This is a genomic window from Mycolicibacterium canariasense (genome assembly GCF_002101555.1).
GTDB classification, from domain to species: Bacteria; Actinomycetota; Actinomycetes; order Mycobacteriales; family Mycobacteriaceae; genus Mycobacterium; species Mycobacterium canariasense.
This window is the reverse complement of sequence record NZ_LQOL01000074.1, coordinates 64,768-79,128: the sequence shown is the minus strand read 5'-3', so window position 1 is coordinate 79,128 and position 14,361 is coordinate 64,768. Positions and strand designations below refer to the sequence as shown.

Below are 14,361 nucleotides of genomic sequence, written 5' to 3'. Positions count from 1 at the left end.
CGGTGCCAAGATGGGCTCATGACGGTGGTTCTGGTACACGGCAATCCGGAGACCGACGCGCTGTGGGGCCCGCTGGTCGAGGCGCTGGGCCGCGATGACGTGATCCGGCTGTCCCCGCCGGGATTCGGCGCACCACTGCCCGACGGCTGGGCCGCCACCTACCTGGACTACCGCGACTGGCTGGAAGGCGAACTGGCCCGCATCGACGGCCCGATCGATCTGGTAGGCCATGACTGGGGCGGCAACCACGTGGTGAACGCGATGATGCACCGGCCCGAATTGGTGCGCAGCTGGGCCACCGACATCATCGGGGTGTTCGACCCCGAGTACGTCTGGCACGAGGCGGCCCAGATCTGGCAGACCCCCGGTGCCGGTGAACAGTTCGTCGACGCGCTGGTCGGCGGGACCGTGCCGGAGCGCGCCGAGCGGCTGACCGCACTCGGCATCACCGCGCCGGTGGCCGCCGAGATCGCCGTCGGGCTCGGCCCGGACATGGGCCGGGCCATCCTCGCGCTGTACCGCTCCGTCCCGGCGCCGGTGCTGGCCGAAGCCGGCCGGCAGTTGGGCAACGCGGCCGCCCGGCCGGGACTGTGCCTGCTCGCCACCGAGGACCACTACACCGGCTCGGAGGAAATCCGTCGCCGGGCGGCCGACCGGGCGGGTGCCCGGACCGAGCTGCTCGACGGACTGGGGCACTGGTGGATGGTGCAGGATCCAGAGCGCGGCGCCGCCGCCCTGGCCCGATTCTGGGAGTCTCTTCAGTAGATCTGACACCTAAAATGCCAGCGCAAATGTAAAAACCGGATAAAAACTGCATCGACATTCAGGAAATGGATGCGCGGCGGCTCCGATCCTGACAGCATGGGGCGGGTGTCCGTCAGCCGCGCCGAACGTCGTGACAAGCTGCTGCGCGCCGCGCAGACCGCGGTGATGAAGCACGGCGTCGACGTGCAACTCAAACAAGTGGCCGCCGAGGTCGGGCTGACCTCCGGGGCGGTGCTGTACCACTTCCCGGACATCCAGACCCTGCTGATCGAGGCCAACCAGGCCGGCGTGGAACGCTTCTACGATGCTCGGCTGCGCGCCATCGAAGGTGTCACCGAGCCCGACCGCAAACTCGTCATCACGATCGAGTCCGGGCTGCCCGTCGACTCCGACGATCCCGCAGTCAAACTGATGTGTGCCCTCGGCGGTGCCGCCGCCCGCTTTCCCGCCTACGCCGTGATGCTCACGTCGCTGTACGACCGGCAGGTGGCGATGTACCAGGTGATTCTGGAAACCGGTGCCGCACAAGGTATCTTCTCGCTCACCTCGGCGTCGCTGACCATCGCGCGCAATATCGTCGCGCTGGAGGACGCCTACGGGTACCGCATGGTGGCACGGCACCCGAGCCTGGACGCCGAAACCGCGACCGAACTGATCCTCGATTACGCGCGGGTGGCGACCGGCCACCCGCTTCCCCGACCCGGCCGAGCGTGAAGGGCTGCCCATGACCGCATTGACCATCATGTTCTGGCCGGAGTCGGCCTACGGACCGACGAACCAGTGCATCGGCCTGGCCGCCGTGCTGCGCGACCGGGGCCACCGGATCGTGTTCGCCGCCGAAAGCTCATGGGCGGGAAAGCTCGCCCCGTTCGGCTTCGTCGAAGAACTCGTGGATCTCGCCGAACCGGCGGCCGGCGCCGAGGACGACGATCCGGGAAAGTTCTGGACCGACTTCATCGCCGAGACCGCCCCCGAATTCCGCAAACCGACGGTCGAGCAGCTGCAGACGTTCATCCAGCCGACCTATCAGGCGCTGATCGACGGCGCCAAGTACTGCGAGCCGCGCCTGCGCCAGATCATCGCCACTCATCGTCCGGACGTCATCGTCGAGGACAACGTCGTGCTCTTCCCGGCGCTGGCCTCGGCGGGTGTCCCGTTCGTCCGGATCGTGTCCTGCAGCCCGCTGGAGATCTCGGGACCCGATGTCCCCCCGCCATTTTCCGGTCTGCCCAGCGCGGACCGCTCCCTTTGGGACGCGTACCGCGCCGAATACGATCGCACCCACCGCGCCATGTGGTCGGAGTTCAACGCGTGGGTGCAGGCCCACGGCGCGGCCCCCCTGCCAGACCTGGAGTTCATGCCGCGCGACAACGCCGCCAACTTGTACGTCTACCCGGCCGAGGCTGACTACCTGCAGGCCCGGCCGTTGGACAGCACCTGGGTCCGGATGGACTCCAGCGTGCGCGAAACCGACCAGGAATATGTGCTGCCCGCCGCGGTCGCCGACCGGCCCGACGATAGTGCGCTGATCTACCTCTCGCTGGGCTCGCTCGGCGGGGCCGATGTGGAGCTGATGCAGCGCCTGGTCGACGTGCTGGGCACCACCCGGCACCGCTACATCGTCAGCATGGGGCCGCAGGCAGAGCGAATCATGCTGGCGGACAACATGGTCGGTGCACAGATGCTGCCGCAGACCAAGATCATCCCGCAGGTCGACCTGGTGATCTCCCATGGCGGCAACAACACCGTCACCGAGACACTGCACTTCGGCAAACCGCTCGTCGTGCTGCCACTGTTCTGGGATCAGTACGAGAACGCGCAGCGGATCGACGAACTCGGCTTCGGGATCCGGTTGGACACCTACGGTTTCGCCGACCAGGACCTCACCGCAGCGGTCGAGCGACTGCTGGCCGACGCCGACCTGCGTGCCCGGTTGGACGGCATCGGCGCGGCGATCAGGGCGCGCGACGGTCTGCGGGTCGGTGCCGACGCCATCGAACGAGTCGGCCTGCAATCTCGCCCAGCTTCCTGACGGGCGATACGAAGCACGTATTCAGTTGTCCCACAGGAGACTTTCGGTAAAGGTGGCGGCCGAACGCAGTCGGCTGGTGTATGTCACGATGGTAGGCGGCTCGTTGTCGCACCGGGTGTGCGACCCCTCGGATAGGACAGATGTGATGGCTTCACGGGTAGTTGTTCGGCGTATCGGTCTGACGGCCGGATGCGCGGCGCTGATCGCGTTGGGCGGCCTGACCGCGGCATGTGGATCGAACGGCAAGGAGGCGCCCTCGAGCACCACGACGACGACCACGACCACCACGTCCACCACCACGCCGGCGACCTCGTCGGCGACGGTCGCGCCGACCGAGAAATCGATCGACCCGAATGGCGGCAACCTGTTCACGCCGAGCGTGCTGGCACCGCCCGCGCCGACCGAACCGCCGGGCGTGCATCGGCACGGTTCGTAGCCAATCAGCGCAGAAAGGGACAGCAGCGTGGATTCACAGATTCTCCGGCGCCGGGCCGGTGCCGCCGCGGGTGCGCTGGCCATCGTCGCCATCGGTGGTCTGACCGCGGCGTGCGGTAGCAGCGGCAAGGAAAGCCCCAGCACCAGCACGACGACCACCACCACGACCACTACCACCACGAGTGCGCCGGCGAGCCCGTCGGAGACGGTGGCGCCCACCGAGAAGTCGGTCAACCCGACCGGCGGCAACCTGTTCACGCCGTCGGTGCTGGCCCCGCCCGCACCGACCGTGCCGGGGGGTCAACACCCGGGCATCAACGGCATCTCCTGATCGCCGGTCAGCTGAAATGCGTTGCCGGCCGCGGTAACCGCACCCCGTCGACGGTGATATCGACCTTCTCGTTGTAGAACGCGACCAGACCGGCGATGGCCGCCACCGCCGGCAGCGGGTAGTCGTATACCCAGGCCAGGTCCGGGTGGACCGCGTCGGCGGTGCGCACCGACCAGTAACCGGTCGTGGTGCCCTTGTACGGGCACAGCGTCTGGGTCTCGCTGGGCACCAGATGCTCGAAACGCACATCGGTGCGGTCGACGTAATACCTTGTCGGCAGGCCCGTTTCGAACAACAGCACCGGGCTGTTCGATTCGGCGAGCACGGCGCCGTCCAACGCGACGACGATGTGGCGGTGCGAGCGCAGGGCATCGACCCGGCTGTACGGATTGCGCGGGTGCCCGACGATGTGCTCGTCCTCTTCGAACCATTGCAGGCTGGTCCACTCGAAGCGCACGTATCCGGGTAGCAGAGCGTCGGCGTCGAAGACGCGTGCCGCCGCCGCGACGGTGGTATCGCCGGCCACCACGGAGTGCAGCCGGAACGGCCCGAACTGGCTGCGTTGCGAATGGTCCTCGTCCACCAGATGGTCGGTGCGGACGTCGGCCAGCGGGACGTAGTACTGCGGGTAGTAGGGCAATTCCCAGACGTATCGGGCCGCGGTGGTGTCGAAGACGAGTGCACCGTTGCAGTAGCCGCGGACCCGGCGCGGGACCGGTTCGACGCGGCCACGGTCGGCGGCGTTGCGCGGGTAGTCGGTCGAGTCGGCAGCCATGGTGCGATTCTCGCACCGGGCGTCAATGGACGCGGTGGGCAATTAGCGGGGATTCCGATGAAAGAACCGGTCGCTTCGACTAACTTCGGTGCGTCCTTTCTTACGGGAGGTTCGCGTTGGCCCGGACCAGTTAGCCACCGGTGCTCGAATATGCGCAAATGACACATCACTGCGGCTGTTCTGCCGTGGCGCGAGCGTGCGCCGAATCAAACTTTGCCCGCAGCGTCAATTGCTGCGCATTCCGCAGTAACCGCTGATTATTCGACACGCCGAATAGGGTTGCGGGCTGGCAATGGTCTGTACGTGAGAATGTCGTTTGGGCCGGCAGGGGGTCAGAGAGATTGGGTATGCGTGCGTCGGAGAATCATCTACCCTGCCCGTAAATATTCTCGGGCCACGGCATCGATCTCCGTTGCGGTCTTGACGGTGGCGATGCTGGCGCTGGTACCTCCGTCGCAACGGCACCGCCCGGTCGCATCCGACCGAGTCGCCCCATTGGCCGTTTCGGCGTCCACATTGGGGTTCGCGGACTCGCAGGTCTTTTTCTACAACGACGACCAGATTGCGCAAACGGTGCAGCGATGGGTCGCCAACAATATTCACACCGTTCGCATCGGCATTCCCTGGGCCGGCGTGGAGGCCAGGAAGGGGACCTTCGACTGGACCCGCGCCGATCGCGTGGTGGCCGCCGCCGCAGCCGCGAACATATCGATCATCTGTGCCATCACGTCGAGCCCGCTGTGGGCGGCGGCGGCCGGAGCCCTTCCGCCGCATGGCCGGCCGGCGTCGCCCGACGCCTACGGGGTGTTCACCGCGCAGGTGGCCCAGCGGTACAAGGGAAAGATCGCGGCGTACGAGATCTGGAACGAGCCCAACGGCATCACCGGATATCGGCCCTTTCCGGATCCGGCCGGCTACACCGACCTTCTGAAAGCGGCGTACCCCAGGATCAAGGCGGTGGATCCGTCGGTGACGGTGCTGGGCGGGGTGCTCGGTTCGGGAAAGACATGGGGCGCCTTCACGATCAATCCGGTGACGTTCCTGTCGAAGATGTACGCCGCCGGCGCCGCACCCTATTTCGACGCACTGTCGTATCACCCCTACAGCTACAACATGAAGTTCTCCGACGGGATGTACCAAAGCGATTCCCCGCTCGATCAGCTGGTGCGGTTGCGGCAGACCATGCTCGCCAACAACGAAGGCGCAAAGACCATCTGGGTCACCGAATTCGGTGCGCCCACCAATCGGGTGTCCGAGGCGACGCAGGCGGCGCTGATGTCCGACATGATCGGCAGCTGGCGGCAACTGCCGTACGGCGGCCCGCTGATGCTCTACACCACCCGCGATCTCAACAGCTGGAGCTGGCTCGACGATGACCGCTTCGGGGTGTACCGGTCCAACTGGACGGCCAAGCAGTCAGCTCAGGTGGTGGCGGCCCCGCCTCAGCCCGGTGCCGTCTACCAGCGGTTCGCGGCCAATACGGATCCGACGCTCGGCGAGGTGCTCAGCCCGGTTTTCGCGGCGACCTCCAAGGTCTGGGCGCAACTGCGTACGGCCGGCATGTTGTGGGAGCTGACCCCCGGTCAGTTCGTCGCGTCACCCGGGCCGGTCGGTGACGTGGCGCGGGCCCGCCGCGTGACGCCCACCTCGGCATTCGCGAACGGCTACCAGGATTTCACCGGCAGCACCCCCATCCGGATCTGGTACTCGCCGGCCACCGGGGCGCATTGGGGCAGTAGGGAATTCGTCAAGGCATGGGTTCCCGAGTTGGGCTTGGCGACCTCCGACGAGCGATGGTCGGGCACCAGCACCAAGGTGACATTCGAACGCGGCTCGATCACGTGGACGCCGTTCGTCGGGACCAAGGTCCATCTCACCCAGCAACGCTGAAGCCCCGATCCGTGGGCATTCATGCCCCGTGGTGCCTCCGCGTGGGCTGCGGTAGGCGCCTCCGTTGTACCGTTCGCTCCCGGCTGAGGTGTTCGCTGGTGGATAATAATTAGCTATGTGTAACGACCAGCAACGCTTCGGCGATATACCTCTCTCGGGTGGTGTCGACCGGGTCGGCGCCGGGGGCCTGTTCGGCGAGCAACGTTGATCCGTGATGTTGGATGCCCATGCTCCGCGGAGTCGCCGGACGTTGTGGGCCGGCCGAAACTACCGATGTGAGCTGCATTGATTATCCATTTGAGCGACATGTCTGATCGTGAAACTCGGCGCGTCTGCCCAGCTGGCGACATGTCGCAGGCTAACGTGTAGCGACTCACGTCGATGCGGGTTCATCGCAAGATGGTCACGGGTCTGGATCGTTCACCAACGGCTGTGGTAACTTCCAATTGCCAACAAAGTAGTTTGCTGGAAGGGAGACGAAACATGGAACGACGTCAGGGCTTGGGACGCAAGATGGTCGCGACGGTGGCGGTTGCCGGTGGCGGCCTCGCCGTCGCGATGGGCATCGCCACCGCTACGGCGGGCACCGCGACTGCTGATTCTCAGCAAAACGTGCTGACCCAGGTCGGCAACAAGACGACCCCACTGTCGCAGCGGCTCGGTCAGTTCGGCACCAATGTGCTCGTCAACGGCGGGACCGTGGGGACGAACCTGCTCGTCAACGGCGGCACCGCGGGCTCCAACGGGCAGATCAACCTCGGCACCGTCGGGACCAACCTGCTGATCAACGGCGGCACGTCGGCCAGCAGCGCCCAGCAGCAGCTGGGCACGGCGGCCAGTAACGCTCAGCAGCAGCTGGGGACGGCGGCCAGTAACGCGACCAAAGCGATCGGATCCGCCCTCGGCGGCTGATCCGCGCCGAACTTCTTGGATGGGCGCCTACCGGCCCGCTCGCACCGCGAGCGGGCCGGTAGGTCGTTTTCGGTGCTTTGCTGGCGTGTCGTGTCGCCAAATTTTTCTCCGGCCGCGGACCGCGCCGGTCCGGCGCTGGGGCGTGCCTTGCTTTGCCAGGATTCAGCTAACGCGTGTGCCGTGATCGTGTGACGCGGGCGTGCTGAGGGCGGGGGATGACGCTGCCGTACCGTCGGTACCGCATAACGGCTGGTAGAGGTGAAATTGTCGGGTGCGTAAAAACTTGCTGCGTTTCCGCGAGGAGTATCCTGGCGCGGAACACCTGGTCAAACGCGCGGCGCTCAAGTGATTGCCAATTTCGGCGCCGCGGGAAAGCAAATTTTCCCGGCCCTCCCGAGGTTTCAATCTTCCGCTGCGTGGCTACCTTAATCGTGGTTTGCATCACAGACCACGTGCTAGCTTAAGCGGGCTCGGTTGGGATTTGCTGGAGGGAGAGCAATCATGAATAACAAGGTGGGGTCGGAAAGCCGGAAGTGGGTGCGGGTCATCGCGGTGACCGGTACGGCTGCGGCCCTCGCAATCGGCGGCAGTGTGGCTGGTGCGGGCACGGCATCGGCCGACTCACAACAGAATGTCGTCAACAGCACGGGTAACAAGGTGAGCCCGAATCAGACGATCGGGGAGTTCGGGTCCAATCTGTCGCACAACCTGGGCGTGTTCGGCACCAATCTGTTGGTGAACGCCGGAACGGTCGGGTCCAACGCGCAGCAGCAGCTGGGTAAGACCGGCACCGACCTGCTCGTCAACAGCGGGAAGTTCACCACGAACCTGTCCACCAATATCGGTAAGACCGGCGGCAACCTTTCCAAGAACGCCGGCCAGTTCGGCGGCAACCTGGTGAAGAACATCGGGAAGTTCCTCAGCGGAAAAGGCTGACCGAGAACCGATATCCCACATGGGCGGCACCCGCGGGTGCCGCCCATGTGGCGTCTCGGGCCCGTGCCCGAGGCTCAGCGGGAGCAGTCCAGCGACACCGACACGGTGCGCCGGACGACGACCGGGATGAAATCGCGGTCGTCGCGTCCGCCGACGCGGACGATCTCGGTGCGTTCGCGCGGATTTCGCACGCCGGTCACCACACATTGATCCAGCGGTGCTGAGCCCACCCGGTCGATCTTCACGTCGAAGCCCTGCGCCTCCAACAGGCCGATGGTGGTCACCGCGGACTCACCGGCAGCGGAGGCCGCCGGCGCCGTCCACGCGCCGAGGATCAACGCGCTCCCGAGCGGTGCAGCGATCGCGGCCGTGGTGGCGGCGATGCGCTTGGTGATAGTGCTCTTCATGGTGAGACTCCTTGTGCGAGTGGGCGTATTGCTCCGTGCCGGGTAGGTTGACTGCTACCCATCCTGTCGCCGCGGGGCATGGTGCCGCTTGGAGGTCGGGTGGAGATCGGGTGGAGATCACCGGTAGACGTCGTGGAGGGGAGGCGAGCGCTGTGCCGTCGAGGCGCCCCTGGACGGGTGATCCGGTCTGGCTGGCCGATGTACTGCGGGCCGAGGGACTCGACGTGGTCGAGTACCCGGGCTGGCGGGACCGTGGACACGGTGACTTCCAGGACATCCGCGGGGTGATGGTGCATCACACCGGTTCGGATACCGCCACCGCGGCGTCGATCGCCACCGGCCGACCGGACCTGGCCGGGCCGCTGTCGCAGCTGCACATCGCCAGGGACGGCACGGTGACGGTGGTCGCGCTCGGTGTGGCGTGGCATGCCGGCGTCGGGATGTATCCGTGGGTGCCCGCCAACATGGGCAACTGGCATCTGATCGGTATCGAATGTGCCAACACCGGTACCGGCCCGCTGGCACCGCATCGCAGGAACTGGCCGGACGCACAGTATTTCGCACTCGTCGACTGCTGCGCGGCCATCAATCGCAGGCTGGGCCAGACCTCGGCCAGGACCATCGGGCACAAGGAGTATGCGGGCTACGCCCAGGGCAAGTGGGACCCCGGTGCCATCGATATGGCGGTGCTGCGCCGTGATGTCGGCGCCCGCATCGGCGCGCTGACGGACCTGGCTCCCCAACGTCGCCCACCGGTGCCGGTGGGCGAGTACACCGGAATCCTGTTGTTCGCGGGGTCTGCGGGTCCGCAGGTCGCCGAATTGCAGCGACGGCTCAAATACGCCTACGCGTCGTACGCCGGCGATCTGGCGATCGACGGTATCTTCGGTCCGGAAACCGAGGCCGCGGTGCGGGAGTTCCAGCGCCGCACGCCCGGCCTGGTCGTCGACGGCATCGTGGGGCCGGCGACCGCGGCGGCCTTGCGGCTCAAGGTGATACCGGACGTCTAACCCTGCTCGACCACGTTGCCCTCGCCGGACTTGGTGATGCCCGGGGCGCCCGAGTGGAACGCGATGTGGTTGTCGAACCCGGCGGCGGTGATGGTGTCGGCGGTGTCCACGGTGACGTTGTTCTCGAAACCCGACACCGTCAGGCTGGCGCAGTGCCCGGTGATGGTGATCCGGTTGTTGGCCCCACTGACCACCATCACATTCTGATTGCAGGCGATGGTCCTGACGACGCCGATGCCCGAGACGCTCACGGTGCTGCCGGGTTGCGGCAGATCCTGCGGCGGTACGACGGACGGCGCCGCGGGCACGGCGGGTCCCGGACTCGGCGGGATGTCGGTGAGAATGCCGCCGCCACCGGAGATGCCCGGGATCGACGCAGTGTTCTGATACATCACCCAGGCCGCGCCGCCGGCCGCCGCGATCAACGCCACCGCGATCGGGACGATCAGCATCCACGGGCGTAGACCCGAACGGGAAGGCGGCGCAGGCGGGTATCCGACCGGATACGGATTGGCCGCGTAGGGCCACTGCTGTACCGGCGGCGGGTAACCCACGCCCGCGCGGTGCTCGGCCCCCAGTTCGGACGCCCTGGCCATGTCGCTGAGCGGCTGCTCCAGCGCCCGGATCCGGGCCTCGGGATCATCCTCGGGGTTCATGTGCAGATGGTCCCACATCGGCACCGGGACAAGGGGCTACCTGGAGCAGTCCAGCGACACCGTGATGGTCCGCCGCACCACGAGAGGGACGAAGATGTCGCGGTCGCCGTGCCGGTCCACCTGCACGAGCCTGGTCTCGGATTGCGGATTGCGGACGCTGGTGACGACGCACTGGTCCAGCGGAGCACTCCCGACCCGGTCGACGTTGACGTGGAAACCCTGCGCTTCCAGGGTCCCGATGGTGACCACCGCCGATTCGGCCCGAGCAGGGGCGGCGGTCAACAGCGCCGCCGCCGGTACGGCGAACAGGGCGATCAACACGGTACGCATACCCATGACACGGCTGCCGGCCGGAAATGGTTCACCCACAACGAAAAACCCGGCCGGATCACTCCGGCCGGGCCTTTCGTGCGCACCCTACGCCGGCACCGGGACGCGCGCCGATGCCGGTTCTTCGGTGCGTCCGCCGTGGTCGTTGTCGACCATGGTCAGCTCGTCGAACGGGACGTCACCGCGCAGCACGGCGTCGACCCTGGCCCGATCGATGGTCTTGGTCCACGACCCGACCAAGACGGTGGCGACGGCGTTACCGGAGAAGTTGGTGACGGCGCGCGCCTCGGACATGAAGCGGTCGATGCCGACGATCAGGCCGACGCCGTCGAGCAGATCGGGCCGGTGGCTCTGCAGGCCGCCGGCCAGTGTGGCCATCCCGGCGCCGCTGACCCCCGCGGCGCCCTTGGAGGCGACGATCATGAACACCAACAGCGACAGCTGCTCGCCCAGCGATAGCGGGTGACCCATCGCGTCGGCGATGAACAGCGAGGCCATGGTCAGGTAGATCGCCGTGCCGTCCAGGTTGAACGAGTATCCGGTGGGAACCACGACACCGACGGTGCTGCGGTCCACGCCCAGGTGCTCCATCTTGGCGATCAACCGCGGCAGCGCGGATTCCGACGACGAGGTGGAGAAGATCAGCAGGTATTCCCGGGCCAGGTAGCGCACCAGTTTGAAGATCGACACCCCCGATACCGCGCGCATCAGCACGCCCAGCACGCCGAACACGAACACGATGCAGGTGAGGTAGAAGCCCAGCATCAGGGCCAGCAGTTGGGTGACCGCGCTCCAACCGGTCTGGGCCACCACGTTGGCGATGGCACCGAAAGCACCGATGGGCGCCAGCCACAGGATCATGGTGAGCACCTTGAACACCAGCTTCTGCAGGTGCTCCACACCGCGCAGGATGGGCTCACCGGCAGTGCCCATCGCTTGCAGCGCGAACCCGACGAGCAGGGCAACGAACAACGCCTGCAACACATTTCCCTCGGTCAGCGAGGACAGCAGGGTGTTCGGGATGATGTGGGTGATGAAGTCCATCAGGCCGCCGGCCTCATGCGCCTTCTCGGCGAGCGCGGCGCCCTGGCCGGCCGCCTTCTCCGACAGGTGCATTCCCGAGCCCGGCTTGAGCAGGTTGCCCACCACCAGGCCGATGCCCAGGGCGATGGTCGACATGATCAGGAAGTAGACGAAGGCCAGCCCGCCGACACGGCCGACCGTGGCGGCTTTGCGGACCGAGCCGATGCCCAGCACGATGGTGCAGAAGATGACCGGTGCGATCATCATCTTGATCAGGCTGACGAACATGGTGCCCAGGACGCCGACGTCCTTGCCGATCGACGGGGCCAGCAGGCCGACGGCGACGCCGATGACGACGGCGGCGATGACGGCGATATAGAGCCAGTGTGTGCGGTCCCGCCGCTTGGCGGGCGTGTCCGTGGTGGAGGTCATGTAAGGATGGTCGGCGAGTGCGTGATCCCGGTCACGTTTTAGTTCATTTCGTTCAGTTGGGGGGTGCCGGTGCGCAGGTGGTGGCCGGCCACGTCGCGGTGGTCGCTGGCAGGTCAGGCGATCGGGTTGCAGATCGTGGTGGTCGTGTTGGTGGTGCTGGCCGGCACCGGCCTGGCGCTGCTGGACGCGCGCCGGGATGGCGACGACGCGGCGCGCCAGCAGGTCATCGGCATAGCCACCGCGCTGGCTGACTCCCCGTCGACCGCACAGGCCATCGAATCGGGTTCGGCGACAAGGACTTTGCAGCCGGTCACCGAGGCGGTGCGCAAAGCCACCGGAATTGCCTTCATCACCATCATGGCGCCCGACGGCATCCGATTCACGCATACCGATCCCACCCAGATCGGCGGTCATTACCTGGGCACCCTGGAACCCGCGCTGCGCGGCCAGACGTTCACCGAGGTCTATACCGGCACGCTGGGCCCGTCGATCCGGGCGGTTGCCCCGGTGCGGGCGTCCGACGGCCGCATCGTCGGGCTGGTGTCGGCGGGCATCACCCGGCAGACCTTGGCGCAGCGCTGGCGGTCGCAGATCAACACCATCGCGGCGGTCACCGCGGCGGCGCTGGCCATCTCGCTGACCGGCGCATGGGCCATCCGGCGCCGGTTGTTGCGGCAGACCCACGGCCTGCGGCCGGACGAACTGCGGGTGATGTATGACCATCATGACGCCGTCCTGCATTCGGTGTCGGAGGGACTGATCGTGCTGGATGGTGACGGGGTGGCGCTGGTCAACGACGAGGCGCGCCGGCTGCTGGGGTTGCCGGACGGGCCGGTGACGCGGGCCGACCTTCCGGAGTTCCTGCGCAGCCACGATCCGGGTGTTCGCGACGAACTGCAGGTCACCGAGGAGCGGGTGCTGGTGGTCAACCGGGCGTCGGTGGCGGACCAGCGCGGTGACCGGGGCAGGGCGTCGGCCTCCGAGGTGGTGACCATCCGTGACCGCACCGAGTTACAGGGTGCGCTGGGTGAACTGAGCGCCCTCAAGGTGCTCACCGATTCGTTGCGCGCGCAGGCGCACGAGCAGGCGAACAAACTGCACACCGTCATCACCATGGTGGAGATGGGCCGGCCGGAGGATGCGGTGCGGTTCGCCACCGACGAACTGGAACTGTCGCAGTGGCTGGTCGACCGGTTGTCGCAGTCGGTGCGCGAACCCGCGCTGGTGGCGCTGTTACTGGGCAAGGCCGCGCAGGCCGACGAGCGGGGCATCATGCTGACCGTCACCGAGGACACCCAGCTGACCGCGGATATCCCGCTGACGGGCCAGGAGATCGTCACCGTGCTGGGCAATCTGATCGACAACGCGCTCGACGCCTGTGACCGGGACGAGCCGTGGGTCGAGGTCACGGTGAACCAGGATGACCAGGCGCTCATGATCAAGGTGGCTGACAGCGGCCCCGGCATGGACCCGGGGACGTTCGAGCGGGCCCTGCGGCGTGGGTACTCGACCAAGAGCGACGCCGCGGGACACGGTTTGGGCCTGGCGCTGGTGGCGCAGGTGGTCAACCGGCACGGCGGCACCGTCGCCGCCGAGCTGACGTATGGCTCGGTGGTCACCGTGACGGTGCCCACCCGATGAGCGCCATCCGGGTGCTGATCGTCGAGGACGATCCACTGATCGCCGAGGCGCACCACACGTATCTCGTGCGGGTGGAAGGGTTTTCGATTGTCGCGGTGGTTCACACCGCTCGTGACGCGATGCGGGTCGCGGCCGAGGCGCACCCGCCCGTCGACCTGGTGCTGCTCGACCTCGGACTGCCCGACGCCAGCGGTATCGCCCTGGCATCCGGGTTGTCGGGGCTGGCGCCGGCGCCGGACATCATCGCGATCACCTCCGAACGGGATCTGGAAATGGTCCGTGCCGCGGTCGCCCACGGCGCGCTGGCCTATTTGCTCAAACCGTTCACCTTTGCGGCGTTCCGGGATCGGATGGAGCGCTACCGGCGCTACCGCAGCGCGTTGCCCGCCGGTACCGAGGCGGCCAGTCAGGCCGAGGTGGACCGCGCGTTCGCGGAACTGCGGGTGGCCACCGACAAGACGGTCACCCCGAAAGGCGTCGCACCGCACACCACCGACGAGATCGCGCGGGTGGTCCGGGACAGCCCCGGTGGCCTGACGGCCGACGAGGTCGCCGGTCAGGTCGGTGTGTCCCGGGTGACGGCGTGGCGGTACCTGGAGCGGCTGGCCGACGACGGCACCGTCACCCGCGGCACCGATTACGGCAAGGCCGGGCGGCCCAAGACGCGCTACCAGTGGCGCTGAGCGCTGCGGTTCGGCGCAACGCCCGAAGGGCGAATTGAAAATCACGGCTTGGCAAAGAATTCACCGGTCGGCAGCAAATGGCCAATTCGAGAATTATGATTCT

General features: G+C 66.9%; 16 protein-coding genes. 11 read left to right on the top strand and 5 right to left on the bottom strand.

Annotated features, from left to right (window positions below; translation table 11 throughout):
* Window positions 1-18 precede the first annotated feature (18 nt).
* The 5 genes from AWB94_RS25580 to AWB94_RS25560 all read left to right on the top strand — a co-directional run bounded on the left by AWB94_RS25580 (window position 19) and on the right by AWB94_RS25560 (window position 3,563).
* The gene (locus AWB94_RS25580) at window positions 19-765 is read left to right on the top strand and encodes an alpha/beta fold hydrolase (RefSeq protein WP_062658337.1); all 747 of its coding nucleotides are present in this window, start codon (window positions 19-21) and stop codon (window positions 763-765) included.
* 105 nt (window positions 766-870) lie between these two features.
* Window positions 871-1,479: a TetR/AcrR family transcriptional regulator gene (locus AWB94_RS25575; protein ID WP_062658363.1), complete on the top strand. Its 609-nt coding sequence runs from the start codon at window positions 871-873 to the stop codon at window positions 1,477-1,479.
* Window positions 1,480-1,489: 10 nt separating this feature from the next.
* A complete protein-coding gene (locus tag AWB94_RS25570) occupies window positions 1,490-2,797 on the top strand; it encodes a glycosyltransferase (RefSeq protein WP_062658336.1) in 1,308 nt (435 codons plus the stop codon).
* Window positions 2,798-2,942: 145 nt separating this feature from the next.
* A complete protein-coding gene (locus tag AWB94_RS35255; protein WP_084395345.1) occupies window positions 2,943-3,233 on the top strand; it encodes a hypothetical protein in 291 nt (96 codons plus the stop codon).
* 27 nt (window positions 3,234-3,260) lie between these two features.
* Complete coding sequence (locus tag AWB94_RS25560; RefSeq protein WP_084395337.1) at window positions 3,261-3,563, top strand: hypothetical protein; 303 nt, start codon at window positions 3,261-3,263, stop codon at window positions 3,561-3,563.
* Window positions 3,564-3,570: 7 nt separating this feature from the next.
* Here AWB94_RS25560 and AWB94_RS25555 read toward each other — a convergent pair whose 3' ends face one another.
* A complete protein-coding gene (locus tag AWB94_RS25555) occupies window positions 3,571-4,338 on the bottom strand; it encodes a DUF427 domain-containing protein (protein WP_062658334.1) in 768 nt (255 codons plus the stop codon).
* 432 nt (window positions 4,339-4,770) lie between these two features.
* Here AWB94_RS25555 and AWB94_RS25550 point away from each other — a divergent pair, with 432 nt between their 5' ends.
* The 3 genes from AWB94_RS25550 (at window position 4,771) to AWB94_RS25540 (ending at window position 8,076) form a co-directional block, all read left to right on the top strand.
* Window positions 4,771-6,228 carry a cellulase family glycosylhydrolase gene (locus AWB94_RS25550; protein WP_234811884.1) on the top strand — a complete coding sequence of 486 codons (1,458 nt, stop codon included), beginning with the start codon at window positions 4,771-4,773 and terminating at the stop codon, window positions 6,226-6,228.
* 483 nt (window positions 6,229-6,711) lie between these two features.
* A complete protein-coding gene (locus AWB94_RS25545; RefSeq protein WP_131805361.1) occupies window positions 6,712-7,140 on the top strand; it encodes a hypothetical protein in 429 nt (142 codons plus the stop codon).
* Between the two features lie 501 nt (window positions 7,141-7,641).
* Window positions 7,642-8,076 (top strand): hypothetical protein, encoded by a 435-nt coding sequence (locus AWB94_RS25540; RefSeq protein WP_062658331.1) that lies wholly within the window; start codon window positions 7,642-7,644, stop codon window positions 8,074-8,076.
* A gap of 74 nt (window positions 8,077-8,150) precedes the next feature.
* Here the strand turns inward: AWB94_RS25540 and AWB94_RS25535 are convergent, their stop codons facing one another.
* Window positions 8,151-8,483 (bottom strand): hypothetical protein, encoded by a 333-nt coding sequence (locus tag AWB94_RS25535; protein ID WP_062658330.1) that lies wholly within the window; start codon window positions 8,481-8,483, stop codon window positions 8,151-8,153.
* 152 nt (window positions 8,484-8,635) lie between these two features.
* Between AWB94_RS25535 and AWB94_RS25530 the strand changes: the two genes are divergently transcribed.
* A complete protein-coding gene (locus tag AWB94_RS25530; protein ID WP_062658329.1) occupies window positions 8,636-9,493 on the top strand; it encodes a peptidoglycan recognition protein family protein in 858 nt (285 codons plus the stop codon).
* On the opposite strand, the gene AWB94_RS25525 is transcribed toward AWB94_RS25530, so the two are convergent.
* From AWB94_RS25525 to AWB94_RS25515, 3 genes are all read right to left on the bottom strand, one after another.
* On the bottom strand, window positions 9,490-10,149 hold the full coding sequence (locus tag AWB94_RS25525) for a DUF3060 domain-containing protein (RefSeq protein ID WP_084395344.1): 660 nt from the start codon (window positions 10,147-10,149) through the stop codon (window positions 9,490-9,492). The two genes, AWB94_RS25530 and AWB94_RS25525, sit on opposite strands and share 4 nt — an antisense overlap.
* A 36-nt stretch (window positions 10,150-10,185) precedes the next feature.
* Window positions 10,186-10,479, bottom strand: a complete 294-nt coding sequence (locus tag AWB94_RS25520) for a hypothetical protein (RefSeq protein ID WP_062658362.1) — start codon at window positions 10,477-10,479, stop codon at window positions 10,186-10,188.
* Between the two features lie 87 nt (window positions 10,480-10,566).
* Window positions 10,567-11,934: a cation:dicarboxylate symporter family transporter gene (locus AWB94_RS25515; protein ID WP_062658327.1), complete on the bottom strand. Its 1,368-nt coding sequence runs from the start codon at window positions 11,932-11,934 to the stop codon at window positions 10,567-10,569.
* A 63-nt stretch (window positions 11,935-11,997) separates the two neighbouring features.
* Between AWB94_RS25515 and AWB94_RS25510 the strand changes: the two genes are divergently transcribed.
* Together AWB94_RS25510 and AWB94_RS25505 are read left to right on the top strand one after the other, a co-directional pair.
* Window positions 11,998-13,575 (top strand): sensor histidine kinase, encoded by a 1,578-nt coding sequence (locus tag AWB94_RS25510; RefSeq protein WP_062658326.1) that lies wholly within the window; start codon window positions 11,998-12,000, stop codon window positions 13,573-13,575.
* Entirely contained in the window at window positions 13,572-14,258 is a 687-nt protein-coding gene (locus tag AWB94_RS25505) for a response regulator (RefSeq protein ID WP_062658325.1), read from the top strand. The genes AWB94_RS25510 and AWB94_RS25505 overlap by 4 nt, the downstream gene beginning before the upstream one ends.
* Window positions 14,259-14,361 lie beyond the last annotated feature (103 nt).

Excerpts from the sequence above, each read along its gene's own strand:
- AWB94_RS25580 (WP_062658337.1), top strand. The coding sequence starts at position 19 with ATGACGGTGGTTCTGGTACACGGCAATCCGGAGACCGACGCGCTGTGG.
- AWB94_RS25570 (WP_062658336.1), top strand. The coding sequence starts at position 1,490 with ATGACCGCATTGACCATCATGTTCTGGCCGGAGTCGGCCTACGGACCG.
- AWB94_RS35255 (WP_084395345.1), top strand. The coding sequence starts at position 2,943 with ATGGCTTCACGGGTAGTTGTTCGGCGTATCGGTCTGACGGCCGGATGC.
- AWB94_RS25555 (WP_062658334.1), bottom strand. The coding sequence starts at position 4,338 with ATGGCTGCCGACTCGACCGACTACCCGCGCAACGCCGCCGACCGTGGC.
- AWB94_RS25550 (WP_234811884.1), top strand. The coding sequence starts at position 4,771 with ATGCTGGCGCTGGTACCTCCGTCGCAACGGCACCGCCCGGTCGCATCC.
- AWB94_RS25545 (WP_131805361.1), top strand. The coding sequence starts at position 6,712 with ATGGAACGACGTCAGGGCTTGGGACGCAAGATGGTCGCGACGGTGGCG.
- AWB94_RS25540 (WP_062658331.1), top strand. The coding sequence starts at position 7,642 with ATGAATAACAAGGTGGGGTCGGAAAGCCGGAAGTGGGTGCGGGTCATC.
- AWB94_RS25535 (WP_062658330.1), bottom strand. The coding sequence starts at position 8,483 with ATGAAGAGCACTATCACCAAGCGCATCGCCGCCACCACGGCCGCGATC.
- AWB94_RS25525 (WP_084395344.1), bottom strand. The coding sequence starts at position 10,149 with ATGAACCCCGAGGATGATCCCGAGGCCCGGATCCGGGCGCTGGAGCAG.
- AWB94_RS25520 (WP_062658362.1), bottom strand. The coding sequence starts at position 10,479 with ATGCGTACCGTGTTGATCGCCCTGTTCGCCGTACCGGCGGCGGCGCTG.
- AWB94_RS25515 (WP_062658327.1), bottom strand. The coding sequence starts at position 11,934 with ATGACCTCCACCACGGACACGCCCGCCAAGCGGCGGGACCGCACACAC.
- AWB94_RS25505 (WP_062658325.1), top strand. The coding sequence starts at position 13,572 with ATGAGCGCCATCCGGGTGCTGATCGTCGAGGACGATCCACTGATCGCC.